Origin of the sequence: Paraglaciecola sp. MB-3u-78 (genome assembly GCF_002835935.1) — a bacterium.
Lineage (GTDB): Bacteria > Pseudomonadota > Gammaproteobacteria > Enterobacterales > Alteromonadaceae > Paraglaciecola.
Map to the genome: position 1 here is coordinate 290,999 of NZ_PJCF01000086.1, position 19,443 is coordinate 310,441.

16 protein-coding genes are annotated in these 19,443 nt (G+C 42.4%); 15 read left to right on the forward strand and 1 reads right to left on the reverse strand.

All coding sequences use genetic code 11. The annotated features are described in order from the left end of the window. Positions 1 to 5: 5 nt before the first annotated feature. The 14 genes from murD (at position 6) to mutT (ending at position 17,307) form a co-directional block, all read left to right on the forward strand. Complete coding sequence (murD, locus tag CXF95_RS27615) at positions 6 to 1,313, forward strand: UDP-N-acetylmuramoyl-L-alanine--D-glutamate ligase (protein ID WP_101201612.1); 1,308 nt, start codon at positions 6 to 8, stop codon at positions 1,311 to 1,313. Next, positions 1,310 to 2,650, forward strand: coding sequence for a cell division protein FtsW (gene ftsW, locus CXF95_RS27620; protein ID WP_101201613.1), 1,341 nt, complete (start codon positions 1,310 to 1,312; stop codon positions 2,648 to 2,650). Before murD ends, ftsW begins: the two co-directional genes overlap by 4 nt. Beyond that, complete coding sequence (murG, locus tag CXF95_RS27625) at positions 2,643 to 3,731, forward strand: undecaprenyldiphospho-muramoylpentapeptide beta-N-acetylglucosaminyltransferase (RefSeq protein ID WP_101201614.1); 1,089 nt, start codon at positions 2,643 to 2,645, stop codon at positions 3,729 to 3,731. The genes ftsW and murG overlap by 8 nt, the downstream gene beginning before the upstream one ends. Continuing rightward, positions 3,728 to 5,182: a UDP-N-acetylmuramate--L-alanine ligase gene (murC, locus tag CXF95_RS27630; RefSeq protein ID WP_101201615.1), complete on the forward strand. Its 1,455-nt coding sequence runs from the start codon at positions 3,728 to 3,730 to the stop codon at positions 5,180 to 5,182. The genes murG and murC overlap by 4 nt, the downstream gene beginning before the upstream one ends. Then, entirely contained in the window at positions 5,179 to 6,153 is a 975-nt protein-coding gene (locus tag CXF95_RS27635; RefSeq protein ID WP_101201616.1) for a D-alanine--D-alanine ligase, read from the forward strand. Before murC ends, CXF95_RS27635 begins: the two co-directional genes overlap by 4 nt. A 4-nt stretch (positions 6,154 to 6,157) precedes the next feature. Next, positions 6,158 to 6,916 carry a cell division protein FtsQ/DivIB gene (locus CXF95_RS27640; RefSeq protein WP_101201617.1) on the forward strand — a complete coding sequence of 253 codons (759 nt, stop codon included), beginning with the start codon at positions 6,158 to 6,160 and terminating at the stop codon, positions 6,914 to 6,916. A 92-nt stretch (positions 6,917 to 7,008) separates the two neighbouring features. After that, positions 7,009 to 8,238, forward strand: a complete 1,230-nt coding sequence (ftsA, locus tag CXF95_RS27645; protein WP_101201618.1) for a cell division protein FtsA — start codon at positions 7,009 to 7,011, stop codon at positions 8,236 to 8,238. A 125-nt stretch (positions 8,239 to 8,363) separates the two neighbouring features. Continuing rightward, positions 8,364 to 9,536 carry a cell division protein FtsZ gene (gene ftsZ, locus CXF95_RS27650; protein WP_101201619.1) on the forward strand — a complete coding sequence of 391 codons (1,173 nt, stop codon included), beginning with the start codon at positions 8,364 to 8,366 and terminating at the stop codon, positions 9,534 to 9,536. 170 nt (positions 9,537 to 9,706) lie between these two features. Then, a complete protein-coding gene (gene lpxC / locus CXF95_RS27655) occupies positions 9,707 to 10,621 on the forward strand; it encodes a UDP-3-O-acyl-N-acetylglucosamine deacetylase (protein WP_101201620.1) in 915 nt (304 codons plus the stop codon). A gap of 320 nt (positions 10,622 to 10,941) precedes the next feature. Then, the gene (locus tag CXF95_RS27660) at positions 10,942 to 11,850 is read left to right on the forward strand and encodes a M23 family metallopeptidase (RefSeq protein ID WP_101201621.1); all 909 of its coding nucleotides are present in this window, start codon (positions 10,942 to 10,944) and stop codon (positions 11,848 to 11,850) included. A gap of 172 nt (positions 11,851 to 12,022) precedes the next feature. Beyond that, positions 12,023 to 14,722, forward strand: coding sequence for a preprotein translocase subunit SecA (secA, locus tag CXF95_RS27665; protein ID WP_101201622.1), 2,700 nt, complete (start codon positions 12,023 to 12,025; stop codon positions 14,720 to 14,722). Between the two features lie 356 nt (positions 14,723 to 15,078). Beyond that, on the forward strand, positions 15,079 to 15,288 hold the full coding sequence (locus CXF95_RS27675; RefSeq protein WP_101201623.1) for a hypothetical protein: 210 nt from the start codon (positions 15,079 to 15,081) through the stop codon (positions 15,286 to 15,288). A gap of 246 nt (positions 15,289 to 15,534) precedes the next feature. Next, a complete protein-coding gene (gene ltrA / locus CXF95_RS27680; RefSeq protein ID WP_232787834.1) occupies positions 15,535 to 16,776 on the forward strand; it encodes a group II intron reverse transcriptase/maturase in 1,242 nt (413 codons plus the stop codon). 135 nt (positions 16,777 to 16,911) lie between these two features. Further along, a complete protein-coding gene (gene mutT / locus CXF95_RS27685) occupies positions 16,912 to 17,307 on the forward strand; it encodes an 8-oxo-dGTP diphosphatase MutT (RefSeq protein WP_101201624.1) in 396 nt (131 codons plus the stop codon). 73 nt (positions 17,308 to 17,380) lie between these two features. Here the strand turns inward: mutT and CXF95_RS27690 are convergent, their stop codons facing one another. Then, positions 17,381 to 18,379, reverse strand: coding sequence for an NADP-dependent oxidoreductase (locus tag CXF95_RS27690; RefSeq protein WP_101201625.1), 999 nt, complete (start codon positions 18,377 to 18,379; stop codon positions 17,381 to 17,383). Between the two features lie 152 nt (positions 18,380 to 18,531). On the opposite strand from CXF95_RS27690, the gene CXF95_RS27695 reads away from it, so the two are divergent. Then, the gene (locus CXF95_RS27695; protein WP_101201710.1) at positions 18,532 to 19,431 is read left to right on the forward strand and encodes a LysR family transcriptional regulator; all 900 of its coding nucleotides are present in this window, start codon (positions 18,532 to 18,534) and stop codon (positions 19,429 to 19,431) included. Positions 19,432 to 19,443: the final 12 nt, after the last annotated feature.

Sequence of the window (19,443 nt, forward strand, 5' to 3'; positions counted from 1 at the left end):
AGAAAGTGAAGAAATTAACTTTAGCTAATAAAAGTATCGTTGTAGTAGGCATGGGTCTTACGGGCTTATCCTGCGTGCGATTTTTATTGACTAAAGGCGCCAAGGTGATTGCCATGGATAGCCGCAGTGAATTAACACTTAGCTTAGATGTGCCATTGTTATTAGGTGAGTTTGATACAAACAAGTTATCTCTAGCTGATTTGATAGTGCTGAGTCCCGGAGTTGATCTCAATACTCCGGCGATTCAACAAGCTATTGAATCGGGTGTGCGCGTGATTGGTGATATTGAGTTATTTGCACAGTTTAATACCTGTCCGGTTATCGCTATTACCGGCTCAAATGGTAAATCGACAGTCACCCACTTAGTGACTGAGATGTGTAAATCTGCAGGTAAAAAGGTATTGATGGGTGGCAATATTGGTGTGCCTGCTTTGGATTTATTAGGGCAATCGGCCGATGTCATTGTGCTCGAATTGTCTAGTTTTCAACTAGAAACCACCTATTCTTTGATGCCACTAGTGGCCACGGTATTAAACATTACCGCAGATCACTTAGACCGCCATGGTGACTTGGCGCGTTACCAACAAATTAAACTTAGCGTGTATAAAAACTGCGAGTTTATTGTCTGTAATCGAGATGATGATTTGTGTTATCCCGTCAACAAAAATGCGTCCATGAGTTATGGGTTATCCCAAAGTAACTCGGGTTTTTCTTGGGATAATGACAACACCTGTATCTTGTTAGACGGCAAGATATTCTTGGATAGTAAGCGTTGTTTATTGGTTGGCGCCCATAACATGTTAAACATTCAAGCTGCTGCCGCCTTGGCTAAAGTATTCGGCATAGACGATGCTAGTATTCGACAAGGCGCTCAACAATTTGGCGGCTTGCCCCATAGATGCCAAACCGTATCAATGTTCAATAATGTACGCTGGATCAATGATTCTAAAGCCACCAATGTTGGGGCCACTTTGGCTGCAATTAATGGTCTGGCAAGTCATATTAACGGCAAGTTAATATTGATTGCCGGTGGCGAAGGCAAAGGGGCTGACTTCTCTGTGATGGCCGAGTGTTTAACTCAATCTGTTGGCCTGCTCATAACCCTTGGTAAAGACGGTGATAAAATTGCCCGCTTGCACTCAAATAACGTAAAAGTACAGACCATCGAAGAGGCCGTTTTGGTGGCAGCTAAACATAGCAGGGCTGGTGATATTGTGATGCTCTCACCAGCTTGCGCCAGTTTAGACATGTTTGTTAGTTACCAGCAGCGGGGCGACTGTTTTGCCCAAGCTGTTCAGGCGCTAGCAGCATGAGTACGATAACTGAAAACAAAGTTAGCTCTCTTAAACAACTCTTTATGTCTAAGCATGACAAAACTCAAGCGCCTATTAAAGCCGATATTCAGCCATATGATCACACACTAGTACTCTTGGCGATTGCTTTATTATCAATAGGGTTGGTGGTGGTGACTTCAGCCTCAATGCCGGTCGCGGATAGGCTGTTTGGTAATCCGTTTCACTTTGCTATTCGCCATGGCATTTATGTTGTTTTGGCGATGATTTCAGCTCTAATCGTGATGCAAATACCTATGCGCTGGTGGCGTATGAGTAATGTTTGGTTGTTGCTCTTGACTGTGGTTTTATTGATTGCCGTATTGGTAATAGGTCGCAGCGTTAATGGCAGCACTCGTTGGTTGGTTATTGGGCCAATCACGATCCAAGCTGCAGAACCCGCCAAGTTGTTTTTCTTTTGTTATTTAGCGGGTTATTTAGTCCGCCGACATGAAGAAGTGACTGAGAATATAAAAGGATTTATTAAACCTTTAGTGGTGTTTTTTGCCCTTGCTACATTACTTCTATTACAACCAGACTTAGGCACGGTAGTGGTCATGTTATTCACTACTATTGGTTTGTTGTTTTTGGCAGGTGCAAAACTTTGGCAGTTTTTCAGCTTGGCCATTGCGGGCACTTTGGCGGTGGTGTTACTTATCGTTTTTGAAGAATATCGAGTTCGGCGTATTACTTCTTTCCTCGATCCATGGGCCGACCCTTTTGGTAGCGGTTATCAGTTGACTCAATCACTGATGGCATATGGTCGTGGTGATATATTTGGTCAAGGTTTAGGCAATAGTTTACAAAAACTCGAATATTTACCTGAAGCTCACACCGATTTTATCATGGCGATTTTAGCCGAAGAATTAGGTTTTTCAGGCGTTTTGACGGTCTTGATTATCATGCTCGTCATCGTGATGAAAGCCATGAAAATGGGTAATTTAGCGTTACGCAAAGAACGCCCCTTTGAAGCTTATTTAGCTTATTCTATTGGTATATGGTTCAGCTTACAAACGGCTGTCAATGTGGGTGCCAGTTCAGGTGTTTTACCCACTAAAGGATTAACCTTTCCTTTACTAAGTTACGGTGGCTCAAGTTTAATCATTATGTCAATAGCGGTAGCCATTTTAGTACGCATCGATTTTGAAATGCGCGTAGATGGTATTCAAGCTATTAATAAATCAGGTGTGGCTAAAGGCAAAAAAAGAACATTGATCAGAAAAGCCAAGCAAAAAGTCAGCACTGTTATCGAGGACGTGATTGAAGAGGCGCAAATAGAGCCATCTGGCAGTGCGAAAGCTGGAGGACAACATGACTAAACGTTTACTTGTCATGGCTGGCGGTACTGGTGGCCATGTTTTCCCAGGTTTAGCCGTTGCTTCTGAACTGGTTGCTCAAAACTGGCAAATTCATTGGCTGGGCATAGCAGGTCGTATGGAAGCTCAGATTGTTCCGCAAGCAGGTTATCCCATCAGTTTTATTGATGTAGTTGGGGTGCGTAAAAATGGCATAGGTACTTTGTTACTGGCACCCTTTAAAATAATTAAAGCAATTATCCAAGCCCATAAGGTGATTAAACAATTTCAACCTGATGTGGTGATTGGCATGGGTGGTTTCGCAAGTGGACCGGGCGGCGTTGCTGCTTGGTTGAATCGATTACCTTTAATCTTACATGAGCAAAATGCGGTACCTGGTCTGACGAATAAACTCTTGTCGCGGCTCGCTAAAAAAGTGCTGACAGGGTTTGATAAAACGTTCCCAGAGCAAAAGTTAAACCACAATAATAAATATGCCTGGGTTGGTAATCCCGTCCGGAGAGAGTTTGCACAACTACCGGAAAAAAATACCATTGATTTACCTCTTAACCTGCTTGTGGTGGGAGGGAGCTTAGGTGCGCAAGTGTTAAATGAAACTGTGCCTTTGTCACTGGCTACTATTAAACAGATACAGGTTTGCCATCAAACTGGAGCAGGGCATTTAGCAAAAGTACAAGAGGCTTATTCACAGCAAGCTATTGCAGCAGACTTGTATCAGGTTACCGAGTTTATTGATGATATTCCTGCAGCCTATGCTTGGGCTGACGTTGTCATTTGCCGAGCGGGGGCGTTAACAGTAGCTGAAGTTTCTGCAGCGGGCGTACCGGCAATATTTGTACCCTTACCCTATGCGGTAGACGATCATCAAACAAAAAATGCACAAACTTTAGTCGAGTTACAAGCAGCAGATTTGTTACCTCAAAGTGAGTTAACAGCTCAGAAGTTATGCACACTGCTTGAAAAATATCTGCAGTCACCAAATACACTTATAGAAATGGGCAAGCGTGCTAAGACTGTTGCCCGTTTAAATGCCGCTAAAGAAGTCGCCCATTATTGTATTAAATTAAGCGAGCGAGAAGAATGAAGATAGAAACCCCAACCCATTTCCATGTGCCTGAGATGCGTAGGATTAAGCATATTCATTTTGTGGGAATTGGTGGTGCGGGCATGGGTGGCATCGCCGAAGTATTGCTTAATGAAGGTTATAATATTTCTGGCTCTGATCGCCAGGCAAATGGCATGACCCAAAGATTACAGAATTTAGGCGCAACCATCTATTTTGGTCATCTTGCGAGTAATATTGAGCTAGCAAACGTGGTAGTAGTCTCTAGCGCCATTGACAATACTAATCCTGAAATCAACGCTGCTATTGAGAAGCGTATTCCTGTGATACGCCGCGCGGAAATGTTAGCCGAATTAATGCGTTTTCGCTATGGAATTGCTATAGCTGGAACACACGGTAAAACGACTACTACTAGTTTAATTTCAACTATTTTTGCTGAGGCTAAACTCGATCCTACTTTTGTGATTGGGGGCCTGTTAAACAGCGCAGGAACCAATGCCAGATTAGGTGATAGTCAATATCTCATTGCCGAAGCTGATGAAAGCGACGCGTCTTTTGTGCATCTGCAACCTATGGTGTCTGTTGTTACAAACATCGAAGCAGATCATATGGAAACCTATCAAGGTGATTTTCAGAAGATGCAGGACACCTATATTGATTTCCTGCATAACTTACCTTTCTATGGCTTAGCTGTATTGTGTATTGATGATCCTGTTATCCAAAAGTTGTTACCGCGGGTAGGTCGTAAATACCTAACCTATGGTGTATCTGAGCAAGCTGATGTGCGTGGGGTAAACATTCAATTAGGCTTTAATAAAAGTTCTTTTGATGTGATGCGGGAAAACTTACCACCACTGGCCGTCACAGTTAATCTTCCAGGGCAACATAATGTGCTGAATTCTTTGGCAGCTATTGCAGTTGCAAGTGATGAAGGACTAGATGATAAATATATAGTGAAGGCGTTGGCTGAATTTTCAGGTATTGGCCGACGCTTTGAGTTTCTGGGTGACTATGCCACGTCTAAAGGACAAGCTATTTTGATAGATGATTATGGACATCATCCAACAGAAGTTGCAGCAACTATCGCCGTAGCCAGAAATAACTGGCCAGATAGACGTTTAGTCATGGCCTATCAGCCTCACCGTTTTACGCGAACCCGAGACTTGTATGAAGACTTTGTCAAAGTGCTGTCGCAGGTAGATGTGCTGTTGTTACTCGAAGTGTATTCGGCAGGTGAAGACCCGATAGATGGTGCGGATAGCCGCTCTTTATGTCGTTCAATTCGTCAGCGTGGACAACTCGAGCCGATTTATGTGTCAAACATTACTGAACTACCAAAATTGCTATCTGAAAGCCTTAATGATCAAGATATTGTTTTGACTCAAGGTGCAGGCAACATAGGGCAAATTGCCAAGTTTTTACAAACAAGCAAATTAGAACCCGAAATACTAAGTAAAGGGTTAGAGCCGTGAGTGAGCAGCAATTAACATCCACTAACCTTGAGCCTAATACTAATCCTAGTCACTATGGAAAAGTCGCCGTAATGTTTGGCGGTAACTCGGCTGAAAGAGAGGTGTCTCTTAATTCTGGCAAAGCCGTATTGTGTGGGTTGCTTGATATGGGGATTGATGCCCACGCTTTTGACCCTGCTGAGCAACCTTTAACTCAGTTGTTGTCTGAAAAATATGAGCATGTGTTGATTATGTTACATGGTCGAGGTGGTGAAGATGGTTCACTCCAGGGGGCATTGCAGCAACTTAATTTACCGTATTCTGGAACCGGTGTATTGGGCTCTGCGTTGTGTATGGATAAAATTCGTAGTAAGCAGGTTTGGCAAAGTTTAGGACTGCCTACAGCCAATTATAAAATAGCTGATAAAAGAAGCTTTGATGCAGGATCATGCGGGGCTATAATGGCGGACTTGGGGAATGAGGTAATGGTCAAACCTGCGCAGGAGGGGTCCAGCATAGGTATGGCCAAAGTGAATAGTGCGCTACAACTAGAAATAGCCATTCAAGACGCGTTTAAATACGATGATAAAGTCTTGATAGAGCAATTCATTCATGGTTCTGAATATACCGTTAGCATACTCAATGGCAAAGCGTTGCCATCTATTAGTATGTCCACCCCCCGGGTTTTTTATGATTATGCGGCAAAATACCAAGCCGATAGCACAGTATATAGTTGTCCAAGCGGCTTGACCGATACCCTAGAAACTATGCTGGGTGAATTAGCCCTTGAAGCATTTGATGCGTTGGCCGGTTCAGGTTGGGGACGTGTCGATTTTATGCAGGATAAGCTAGGTCGCTTTTATTTGTTAGAAGCGAACACAGTGCCAGGTATGACGGAAAAAAGTTTATTGCCAATGGCAGCCAAAAAGGCAGGCTTAAGTTTTGCTGAGTTGTCTTTGTCTGTGCTTGCAACAGCTGATGTTGTGAGGTGAATGGATGAGCCAATTGCCCGCATTACAGAAGCTTCGTAAAAACGTTCATTTATTGATGGGATTGACGTTTTTGCTTTGTTTGTTGGGTTTATTGGCTTTTGCTGTCGTCGAACTTAATATTTGGCTAGAAGATGAGCAACAGGCGCCAGTACAGGATATTGTGGTTTCAGGTGAACTCACTTTTATCAATGATAAGAATATTGAAATGTTGATAAAACGCACACAGCCCGGCAGTTTTTTTGAGTTAGATGTTAACCAAACCCATCAAGCAGTTGAAGCTATGCCATGGGTGTATCGAGCGTCGGTTCGGAAACGTTGGCCTAGTGGCTTAGAAATTTTTGTGGTTGAACAACAGCCTTCTGCTATTTGGAACGGCGATATGTTGCTTAATCAATATGGTGACGCATTTGATGCGCGAATTAGTAGCGCCGATCTAAATTCGAAAATAACGCTGCCTAATTTATATGGACCAGGTGGAAGTGAGCAAACAGCACTGCAGGGTTACCGTAATATGCAGTCATTATTAGAAACATCCAATTTGTACATAGTGGAATTGTTTTTAAGCGAACGTTTTGCTTGGAATGTTGAGTTAAACAACGGCATTAAATTGAATTTAGGGCGCACTGAATTTGTTGACCGATTACAGCGATTTGTGGATTTATTACCACTTATCTTACAACAAGACAGACAAGTGGATTATGTAGACTTGCGATATGACACAGGCTTAGCTGTAGGCTGGAAATCCATTGAGAAAGCAGCATAAATCCAAGCAACATTAAAACTAAATAATAAGAGAATAAATTAACGTGAGTGTGATGAGTGTGATGAGTGTGATGAGTTTGAGAGTTGGGATATATGTCTAAGGGTACAGAAAGAAAGCTAATTGTTGGCTTAGATATAGGCACCAGTAATGTTAAAGCCGTTGTTGGTGAGTTATTAAATGACAACTCTATTAGCATTGTGGGTGTAGGTACTCATGCGTCAAAAGGCATGGATAAAGGGGGAGTAAACGACCTTAATCTTGTGGTGCAATCAGTTAAACGTGCGGTGCACGAAATGGAACTGATGGCAGACTGCAGCGTATCTTCTGTGTTTATGGCGATTTCGGGGCGTCACGTAAAATGTCAGAACGAAAGTGGCATGGTACCCATCAATAACCAGGAAGTGACTCAGGAAGATGTAGACAATGTGGTTCACGCTGCGCGGTCTGTACCCATTGCTGCTGAACGTCGTTTGTTACATGTATTGCCTCAAGAATTTACGATTGACGTACAAGAAGGCATTAAAAACCCTATCGGTATGTCAGGCGTTAGGATGGAAGCCCAAGCGCATATTATTACCTGTGCTGACGATATGGCTAAAAATTTGGTTAAGTGTGTCGAGCGCTGTGAATTAACTGCTGACCAACTGATTTTTTCGGCTCTGGCTTCTAGTTATGCGGTATTAACGGATGATGAGAAAGAATTAGGTGTGTGTGTGGTCGATATCGGTGGCGGTACCATTGATGTGGTGATCTACACCGATGGCGCAATACGACATACTGCTGTTATCCCAGCTGCGGGTAATCAAATCACTAGTGATATTGCGAAGATATTCCGAACACCTATTAGTCATGCAGAAGAGATAAAAATTAAACATGCCTGTGCCTTAAAAGATATGGTCAGCATGGAAGAAAATATCGAAGTACACAGTGTCGGTGGTAGGCCATCTAGAGCGATGTCAAGACATACATTAGCAGAGGTGATTGAGCCTCGTTATCAAGAACTGTTTGAACTGGTACATGATGAAATCCGTGCCAGTGGATTAGAAGAGCAAATTGCAGCTGGCATAGTCTTAACCGGCGGGACGGCTAAAATGGAAGGGGCAGTTGAATTCGCTGAAGAAATTTTTCAAATGCCAGTTCGTGTTGGTGAACCCTTAGGAATGAAAGGTTTATCTGAATATGTAGAAGATGCAAAATTTGCTACAGCTGTAGGTCTACTGCAATACGGAAAAGAGCATGTCATAAGCCAGCTTGCCATGAAAAACAAGGCAAGTGAGGGTGTGTGGCAACGCATTCAAAGTTGGTTTAAAGGTGAGTTTTAAGATGTGATTTTTGAGAGTTGGTCTTTAAATAAAAAGTATTAAACAAAAAGTATTAAACGATAAATAATGGGCAGCAGGCAAGGACGAATTCCTGACTGCTTTTATGTACAAACCGGAGAGTAAAAATGTTTGAGTTAATGGATAGTCACAACGAAGAAGCTGTAATTAAGGTGATTGGAGTTGGTGGCGGTGGCGGTAATGCAATAGAGCACATGGTGGCACAGAATATTGAAGGTGTAGAATTTATTGCCATCAATACCGATGCCCAGGTGTTGCGCAGTTCCTCTGCAAACGTGACATTGCAAATTGGTTCTGGTGTGACTAAAGGTTTAGGTGCAGGTGCTAATCCTAATATCGGCCGCCAAGCTGCAGAAGAAGACAGAGAAACCATACGTCAGGCCCTTGAAGGCGCAGATATGGTATTTATAACTGCCGGTATGGGAGGTGGTACAGGTACAGGAGCGGCGCCAGAAGTAGCCAAAGTAGCCAAAGAATTGGGGATTTTGACTGTGGCAGTTGTCACTAAACCTTTCCCGTTTGAAGGTCGAAAACGTACAGATTTTGCTGAGCAGGGCATTGAAGAGTTATCTAAATACGTCGATTCATTGATCACTATCCCTAATGAAAAATTACTCAAAGTGATGGGTAAAGGTACACCATTACTAAAAGCTTTCAGTGCCGCTAACGATATTTTAAGTGGTGCGGTACAAGGTATTGCAGAACTGATTACACGTCCTGGTTTGATTAACGTGGATTTTGCAGATGTAAGAACCGTTATGTCAGAAATGGGTACAGCAATGATGGGCCACGGCACTGCATCCGGTGAAGACCGTGCAGAAGAAGCCTCAGAAAGTGCCATTGCTTGTCCTCTTTTAGAAGATATCGACTTGTCTGGTGCTAGAGGTATTTTAGTTAATATTACTGCTGGCCCTGATTTCTCTATTGATGAGTTTGAAATAGTGGGTAACGCGGTTAAAGCATTTGCATCTGAAAACGCCACAGTGGTAGTGGGTACCGTAATCGATATGGATATGACTGACGAGTTGCGCGTTACGGTTGTGGCAACAGGAATTGGCGCTGAAAAGAAACCTGATATTTCATTGGTTTCTAATCGAGTGAGTAAAGTGAATGCTGACAGTAATGAGTTCAAATTGCAGGCAAATGGATCACACGTGATGCCGAGTGCGAGCGTGATGCCAGAAACTTCAAAAGCCGTAGCTAGCGAAGAAAAAGCGGTACAAGGAAATGATTTGGAATATTTGGATATTCCAGCATTTCTGCGTAAACAGGCTGACTAGGTAAACTAGGTAACTTGGTATAAAAGTGAATTATTTGGTAATAAATCTGTCTTTGTCTGGTCTAGTATTAGATATGGCGTTAAATATGACAGATTTTTGACAATGCTAAGTATATTTAGTACTATACGTCCCGCTTTTTATTCCATTAAGCTATTGATGAGCTAAAGGTTATGATTAAACAACGCACCATAAAACAATCTGTGCAAGAGACGGGTATCGGTCTGCATAAAGGTGACAAGGTCACTATGACTCTCCGGCCAGCGCCAGCGAATACGGGTATTGTATTTCGCCGCGTTGATCTTGAGCCTTATGCCGATATACCCGCTCGTGCAGATGCTGTAGGCGATACTATGCTGTGCACATGCATTAGTAACGCCGACGGTGCGAAAATTTCTACCGTTGAACATTTAGCCTCTGCTTTAGCAGGGTTAGGTATAGACAACATTATTGTAGAAGTTGACAGTGACGAGTTGCCTATTATGGATGGTAGCGCGAGTCCGTTTATCTTTTTACTGCAATCAGCAGGCATTGAAGAACTCAATGCACCAAAACAGTTTATAAAAATCAAAAAAACAATCAAAGTCGAAGACGGTGATAAATGGGCCGAGCTTCGCCCTTATGATGGTTTTAGGGTGGACTTTAGAATTGATTTTGAACACCCAGTGATCAGTCAAACTCGACAACATATGGTACTAGATTTTGATTCCTCGTCTTATGTAGATGAAGTCAGTCGTGCACGTACATTTGGTTTTATGAAAGATCTTGAATACATGAATTCACATAATTTAGCATTGGGTGGAAGCATGGAAAATGCTGTGGCATTAGACGAATATCGAGTTCTTAACCCTGAAGGTTTGCGCTACCCTGATGAGTTTTTAAAACACAAAATACTCGATGCTATAGGTGATTTGTATCTAGGTGGCCACAGTATTATTGGTGAACTGGTGGCGTATAAAACAGGTCATGGTTTGAACAATAAATTACTGAATGCATTGTTAAGAAGTAAAGAATGTTGGGAATTTGTTGGTTATGACACACCAGAAGAGATGCCTATCTGTTTTGCATCAGCATTATTAACAAACTAGGCCTTTGGTTGTTGTGCATTTTGACTATTCAATTATTACCCAGTCAAACAGTAACTTTCTATCGTTATCAATGATGTTTGGCCCAACTGTATGTTATTGTTTATGAAGGCATAAGAATAGTTGAATATAATTATCTCAACGTTTGATTAATTGCTAATAAGAAGTATGCCTTTGGTAAATTCCGAATAGGGGACATCCGAAACGTTTAAAAAAATAGCAGTGTGTCGTGATTGGTATACCTCAAAACGCTATTAGTTCAGCTACTGGTGAATTAAACTTAAAGGTATATTGAGTTCATATTGAAAAGGTAGTCAATAGTAATGAAATTAACGTTACTCTTCAGAGGTAATAAAGCACCCTTAGTGCTGAATATTGATAAGCAAAGATTGTTGTTGGGGCTAATAGTTATCAGCGTTTTTTTCCTTATTTCCAACCGCTCTACCCATTCTCCAGAAGAAAATATTGCTAGGATCCAGCATGTAAAAACAGGCTTTGTACAACAAGCTGAAGAGGTAAGTTTGCTCATCACTTCTACTGAGCAACGAATGACGGGTGTGATGCTGAAGCTAGCAGATATGCAGAGTCAAATTCAACGCTTAGATGCCTTAGGGTCAAGGTTAGTAGAGCAAGCGAAGCTTAATCCTGACGAGTTTAGTTTTAATCAAATGCCTAGCATGGGCGGTCCAAAGGACATTTCACCTGTTGATATTCAGGTTCAAGATGAGTTTTTGTCGAAAATGACTGGCATGCTTGAAAAAATTCAAAATAAAGCACAAGAACTGACAGCCCTTGAATCTATCATGTTAAGCCACCATATAGAGCAAGAGAGTAGATTAGAAGGTAAGCCTATTGCTTCTGGTTGGTTATCCTCTTATTACGGCATACGTAAAGACCCCTTTAGTGGCTTGCCATCGATGCACAAAGGGCTAGATTTTGCAGGCAAGGAAGGCGAACCTGTTCTTGCAACTGGTGCAGGCATGATTATTTGGTCTGGTTCTCTTTATGGATATGGCAATTTAGTTGAAATAGATCATGGCGATGGTTTAGTGACAAGGTACGGGCACAATAAAGCACTTAATGTTAAGATTGGCGATGTGGTAACCAAAGGACAAACTATTGCAGAAATGGGCAATACAGGTCGTTCTACTGGACCTCATGTGCATTATGAGGTCATACGCAAAGGCAAACAGCAAGATCCGTTACCTTATGTGTACCGCAAAAGCTCCTAGCAAGTTGCAGAAGTGATAAACATATTAACGACAATCGGCCATAGGGCCTATTTGAAGAACAAATAGGCCCTATGGCCGATTGTTTTATTTTAGTACAGGGTTTGTTCATAAGTTGTTCGTGATTTGTGTGCAATTAAAATTATTAATCCTTTAGATTGGAATCTGTAAATCAATGTTTTCTAGTATTTTCACCAAAATCTTCGGAAGTCGTAACGACCGGACAGTAAAAAAGCTGAGCAAGTCTGTTGACCTTATTAATCAGCTAGAAACTGAATACGAAGCCTTAACTGATGAACAGCTTAAAGACAAAACGAGCGAATTCAAACAACGTTTAGACACAGGCCAGACCACAGAAGATATTATGGTCGAAGCCTTTGCAGTGGTGCGTGAAGCGAGTAAACGAGTGTATGGAATGCGTCACTTCGATGTGCAAATGCTTGGCGGTCAAGTATTACACCAAGGTGAAATTGCTGAAATGCGCACCGGTGAGGGTAAAACCTTAACTTCAACCTTACCTTCATACCTAAATGCTATATCAGGCAAAGGTGTGCATGTTATTACGGTTAACGACTACTTAGCCAGCCGCGATGCGGACTGGAGTAAGGCGTTATTTGAATTTTTGGGTTTAACGGTAGGCTGTAATATCCCCGGCATTAATCATGAGCAAAAACGAGACGCTTATGCCGCCGACATTACTTATGGCACAAATAACGAATTTGGATTCGATTATCTACGGGACAATATGGCGTTTAGCCCAGGTGACCGTGTTCAAAAGCCCCTGCATTTTGCTGTGATTGATGAAGTGGATTCGATTCTTATTGATGAAGCGCGTACCCCTCTTATCATCTCTGGACAGGCTGAAGATAGTTCAGAGTTGTATCGCAAAATTAATGTCATTATTCCTGAGCTCACTAGGCAAGAAAAAGAAGATGAAGAAGGTGAGGCAGGTGATGGTCATTACACTATTGATGAGAAAGGTAAACAAATCCATTTAACCGAGAATGGTCAGATATTTGTAGAGCAAGTCTTACAGCGCGAAGGTATCTTACCTGAAGACGAGTCTCTGTTTGCTGCTGCTAATATTTCATTATTGCATCATGTTAATGCGGCATTACGGGCACACAAACTGTTTGCAAAAGATGTGGATTACATTGTTAAAGATAACGATATTGTGATTGTTGATGAACATACTGGACGCACCATGGAAGGACGTCGTTGGTCTGAAGGTTTACACCAAGCGATAGAAGCCAAAGAAGGCGTTAATATCCAAAATGAAAATCAAACTTTAGCCTCTATCACCTTTCAGAATTACTTCCGTTTATACGACAAACTTTCTGGTATGACAGGAACTGCAGATACTGAAGCATTTGAATTCCAAAGCATTTATGGTTTAGATACGGTTGTTATACCTACTAACCAACCTATGATACGTGATGACAAAGCAGATTTGATTTTCTTAACGGCTGATGAAAAGTACGAAGCGATTGTCGAAGATATCAAAGACTGTGTTAAACGTGGTCAACCCGCTTTGGTGGGTACCGTATCCATAGAAAATTCAGAGTTAATTTCAGATATTCTGAAAAAAGTAAAAATCTCTCACAAAGTATTGAATGCTAAATTCCACGAACAAGAAGCCGATATTATTGCCCAAGCGGGTAAACCAGGGGCTATTACCATTGCCACTAACATGGCTGGCCGTGGAACTGATATCGTTTTAGGCGGTAACTGGCAGGCTGAGATTGACAAGATCCATGATCCTAAACCAAGCAAGGTTGAAAAGATTAAAGAAGAATGGAAAATCGCCCATGACGCCGTTTTAGCATCTGGTGGTTTGCATATCATAGGCACAGAGCGCCACGAATCACGTCGAATAGATAATCAGCTACGTGGGCGTTCAGGTCGTCAAGGTGATGCAGGTTCTTCACGTTTTTACTTGTCTTTAGACGATGCGTTAATGCGTATCTTTGCCTCTGAAAAAATGGGCAATATGATGAAACGTTTAGGCATGGAACGGGGCGAAGCTATAGAGCATCCTTGGGTGACGCGAGCTATCGAAAACGCCCAGCGTAAAGTTGAAGGACGTAACTTCGACAGTCGTAAACAATTATTAGAGTATGACGATGTTGCTAATGATCAACGTAAAGTTATTTACCAGCAACGTAATGAATTATTAGATGAAGGCGAAATCAGTGGCACAATTGAAGTTATTCGTGAAGATGTCGTTAAGGGCATACTTGACCAATATATTCCGCCGCAATCGTTAGAAGAAATGTGGGATGTCCCAGGTTTAGAAGAACGTTTTAAAGCTGAATTTTTAATCGATTTGCCGGTACAAAATTGGCTTGATGAAGACGATAAGCTTTATGAAGAGAAGCTTCGAGAACGTGTCTTAGAAGAAGTCTCTACAGCATATAAAGCTAAAGAAGACATTGTCGGCCCAGAAGTGATTAGGCAATTCGAAAAAGCGGTGATGCTGCAAAATCTTGATAGCCATTGGAAAGAACATCTAGCTGCTATGGATCATTTGCGCCAAGGTATTCATTTACGTGGTTATGCACAGAAAAATCCTAAACAAGAATATAAACGTGAATCTTTTGAGTTATTTACTGAGATGTTAGAAGCGCTAAAAGTCGAAGTGGTCACTATCTTGAGTAAAGTACAAGTTAAAGCCAAAGAGGACGTTGAGGCAGTAGAAGAACAAAGACGTCAGGCAGATGATACCCCGAAAAAATTCGAACATGAATCGGCAAGTAAATCAGAACAACCTACTGCTAGTGCAGAACCTCGTCAAGGACCTAAAGTTGGACGAAATGATGCTTGCCCTTGTGGCTCTGGTAAAAAGTATAAGCAGTGTCATGGTAAGTTGAGTTGAAGTAAAGGTTAACAAATGTCAATAAAAGTCGGGCTTATGTCCGACTTTTTTGTTTGCCCAGCGAAGCTGGCAAACCCGTCTGGTTGAAAGAAACCAGTATCACCCTGATTGAGGGGAAGATGATCCGAATGGCAAGTGCGTCACTGGCTAACGGTGGGGTGTGACGGAAGCCATAGGAAGTTAGCGATACACAGCGTAAGCGAACCTGTTTCGGCGTGGTGGGTGGGTAAGCGTGCAAAATAGCGCAACGCCCAATACTCAATCAGATCCACTACGTGTTTGAGGGTGGAATAGCAAACAGGGAGCCATAACGCGGTTACCGGAACAGTAACTGGGGAAGCCTGACATCGTTTCCAATGTTATTGGAAGTTTGTATTCAAGAAGTAATTCAAGGTACAGATTGGTGCGAGGTGGCAGATGAACCCGTAGTAGTGAGTAAGGTCAGGCCGATGAAAGCCAGTAATGGTGTGGAGGATAAAACCAGACCGACTGTTGGCAGTGTGTTCAACAGAGCAGGCAATACTCAAAAGGAATCGTCTGTTGCGAAGGGGGGAAGTGTACTATAAGTGTCTGTTGTTCTTTTTTTTGAAGTGTTGTGGACTCATAAGTGTGCCGACGGGCGCAGACATCTTACTAATGGTTGCTTAGGAATAAGTGGACTGTGGTGAAGAGCCGAGTATTGGAGTAGCTTGTTAACGCTCAAGTAGATTGCCCCGATTAAGGGGCTAGCACGTTTGAGAAACAAGTGAAGTTGTCAGCCACAATGATGATAAAGCCAAGACAACGACCACAAGTTAAAGGTGAGGGTGGAAATGTTCTACAGTCTTTATGGTCGATTGTTACATGCGCAAGCATTAGAAGCGGCTTATAAACAAGTGGCAAGGGCGAAAGGTGCGGCCGGAATAGATGGGCAGAGCCTAAGCGATTTTGCAGCTGACTTGCAGAGCAATCTTCATATTTTACTGCTCGAACTGAAAGGTAAAACCTACCAAGCGCAGCCTGTACGTCGGGTAGAAATACCCAAAGAAGATGGCAGTATGCGATTGCTTGGGATACCGACAGTGCGAGACCGCATCGTCCAACAAGCGTTATTAACGATATTGCAGCCCATCTTCGATAAGGATTTTCATCCATCTAGCTATGGATATCGCCCGAAGCGAAGTTGCCATGATGCGATTAACAAGGCCACATTGTTTATAAGGCAATATGGTCGGCGTTGGGTCGTGGATATGGACTTGTCAAAGTGCTTTGACCGTTTATCCCATGAGTTAATACTCAAAGGCGTTAAGTGCAAAGTCACAGATGGCAGTGTGCTGAAATTAATCCAACAGTTTTTATCCAGTGGTGTGATGGAAGGTAACGAAGTGATACCGACTATCAAAGGCAGTCCGCAAGGCGGGGTAATCAGTCCGTTGTTATCGAACATTTACCTTGATGCATTCGACCAAGAAATGAAACGCAGAGGGCACCGAATAGTGCGTTATGCGGATGATATTTTAGTGTTATGCATCAGCCGAGTAGGCGCAGAGCATGCCTTGAACATTGCCACGACTATTTTAGAGGATGATTTACAACTTGTTGTGAATAAGACCAAAACCCATATCACGCACAGTGATGATGGTGTTAAGTTCCTCGGAGTCGAAATTGGGACACAATATACCCGAATTCAACCTAAGAAACTGGTTAACTTCAAGCAGCGAGTGAAGCAGCTCACTAAGCGTAATACAGGGAAACCGCTGATAGATATCATTAAACGGTTAACCCCTGTGCTAAGAGGGTTCGCACATTATTTTAAGATAGCCAATTGCAAGCGAGAGTTTGTGAGCTTGATGAAATGGATAAGAAGACGCATGCGCGCTATTCAATTGAAGTTGTGGAAACGCCCAGCTCGTCTTCATAGACGACTAAGGCAACTTGGCTTCAAAGGAAAGTGTGTCTTCATAAAAATGGCGTCATGGCGCAATGCGAATTGTCCAATGGCGACTATTGCCATGAAGAATAGCTGGTTCGATGAAATAGGGCTTTATCACATTGATAGGGTATTCTATGACTAACTTGTTATCACCCTTGGTGGTTTTATAGTACGCATGAGCCGTACCGTACGTACGGTTCTGTGAGAGGGATGAGGCATAAGCCTCACCCTACTCGATATGTTTATAGATTGGTTTTATTAGATGAAGGGAACCAGAATGAAAATAGTCGAAGTGGCAGTGGGTGTAATCAAACGCGGTAACCAAATCTATATTAGTAAACGCGCCGACGATTTACACCAAGGCGGTAAATGGGAGTTCCCAGGTGGTAAACGTGAAGCTAATGAAACTATTGAGCAAGCGCTTGCCAGAGAGTTGTCAGAAGAAATTGGCATAAAAGTCACAAAACAAAGCCATTTTATGCTGTTCGAACACGACTATGGCGATAAAAAGGTACGTTTAGATGTGCGTTTGGTAGAGGGGTTTGAAGGCAAGGAACATCACCAAGAAGGCCAACAAAGTCAGTGGGTCGATATTAATGACCTAAGTCAATTTACCTTTCCAGATGCCAATAAAGTGATTATTGATAAATTAGTTAGTTTATTTATTGACTGAAACTAAATAGTATTAACCAAAATCTGAAGACATCACTGGGATGTCTTCTCTTTGAATAAGTTAACCATCAGTATTACAATTTAATGATTAACTTACCTTTGTTACCACCCGTTAGTAATAAGTTCAGACCATCGACAGCTGACTCTAATCCATTTAATACATGGGCGCGGTGTTTGATTTTTCCTTGCATCACATAAGGAGTGAGTTTGGCTACTAGCGCTGGCACTTTGTCGTAGTGGTCGGGCATAGTAAAGCCTTGGATCGTCAGGCGTTTTTTGATGATGGGGACCCAATTTGGGCCTGCGCTTGGAGTTTCAGCTGTGTAATCAGAAATCATGCCGCACACCACTACTCTGCCATGGGCATTCATGTGATCGATGGCGTGATGTTGAATTGGGCCTCCGGTATTTTCAAAATAAATATCCACTCCTTGTGGCGCTAACTCGGTTAACTTGGCGTCAATATCATCTGTTTTGTAGTTAATCGCACCATCAAACCCTAAGTCATTGACTATCCAGTTACATTTTTCGTCAGAGCCCGCTACGCCGATCACGTTTAGCCCTTCTGCTTTGGCTAGTTGACCTACTATAGAGCCGACAGAGCCTGCCGCTCCACTGACGACTATGGTTTCGCCAGTTTTAGGGTGACCACAACCAAACAAACCTTGTGTGGCTGTTAACCCAGGTAAAGCAAAGACAGATAAGACCATCTCAGCATCTAGTCCAGGTTGCACTTTTCTGAGGCCTTCCCCCGTGCTTAATAGATATTCAGTCCATCCCATCATACCCATTACACGCTCACCTACAGCAAAGTCAGGATGATTACTTTCGATCACCTCACCGATACCTGAGGAACGCATCACGTCGCCTAAACCAACAGGTGGGATATAACTTTCTGTATCTGGACTCATCCAACCAACCATGGCGGGATCTAAAGACATATGGGTTTGTTTAACCAAAATCTGTCCCGGACCTGCGCTAGGTATCGATTTTTGTACGACTTCAAAAAGTTCTGCACCTATTGGGCCGGGGGCAGGGCGGGCAACAAGATTAATCGCGGTAAATGTGCTCATATTTGGAACTCCAGTATGTGATTGCTGTTAAGGCAATGATGTAAGTAATGCTAGTATTACTGAATAAAAACTTAAGATATATAGCTGAAAAAGGCTATCTTTATTGTTATAAAGACAATAATAGCCGGTTAAATTTAATATTTGAGGGAATAATGGATCAATTTAGGGCATTAAGGTATTTCAGTAAGGTCGCAGAAACGGGCAGTTTTACTAAAGCTGCGGCTGTTTTTGGGGTGCCGCCTTCTTCGTTGTCAAGACGAGTGGCAGACTTAGAAAACAGTTTAGGCGCTACCCTGTTGCAGCGCTCTACCCGTGAAGTCAAATTAACTGAAGTGGGTCAGCGTTATTACACTCAAGTACTTGATATTCTTAATCAGCTTGAGCAAAGCAATGAGGCTGTGCGCAGTTATCAAGCAAAACCCATGGGGCAGCTGCATATTAGTTCGATGGTGGGGTTTGGCGAACGTATTTTACTACCAATGCTTGACGAATTTAGTCAGCTTTATCCTGACATAGTGCTAGATGTCAGCCTTAGTGATGAATTATCTGCATTGAGTCGTGATGAAGTTGATATAGCTATTCGTGGAGGTTATGCACCCAATGAGAGAGTGTTAGCCATCAAACTAATGGGTAACCAATTTATTCCAGTGGCCGCTCCAAGTTATTTAGCTGAAATGGGCCGGCCGCAATATGCAATTGAATTGAAGCAGCATAGAGGTTTATATTTTCGAACACCCAATGGCCCTACACCTTGGTTAAGCCAAATTAATGGTCAATGGCAAGATGTTTCTGCTCCACAAGTAGCGGTTTCCAATAATGGAAAATGGTTAGGTGAGTTGGCGGCACAAGGAAAGGGCATATTGATGACGCCACGTTGGGCGGCGGCAAACTACCTTGTGAGCGGTGAGTTAGAAGAGCTAGTGTTAAATCCACAGGTTCAGATTAGTCAAAACAATGATATGGCAGTCTATTTATTGTATCAAAAGCAAAGATATCTTGTACCAAAAGTCAAAGCCGCAGTAGATTTTATAGTGGCGAGAGTTAAGTGTTAAAGCCATGCAAAT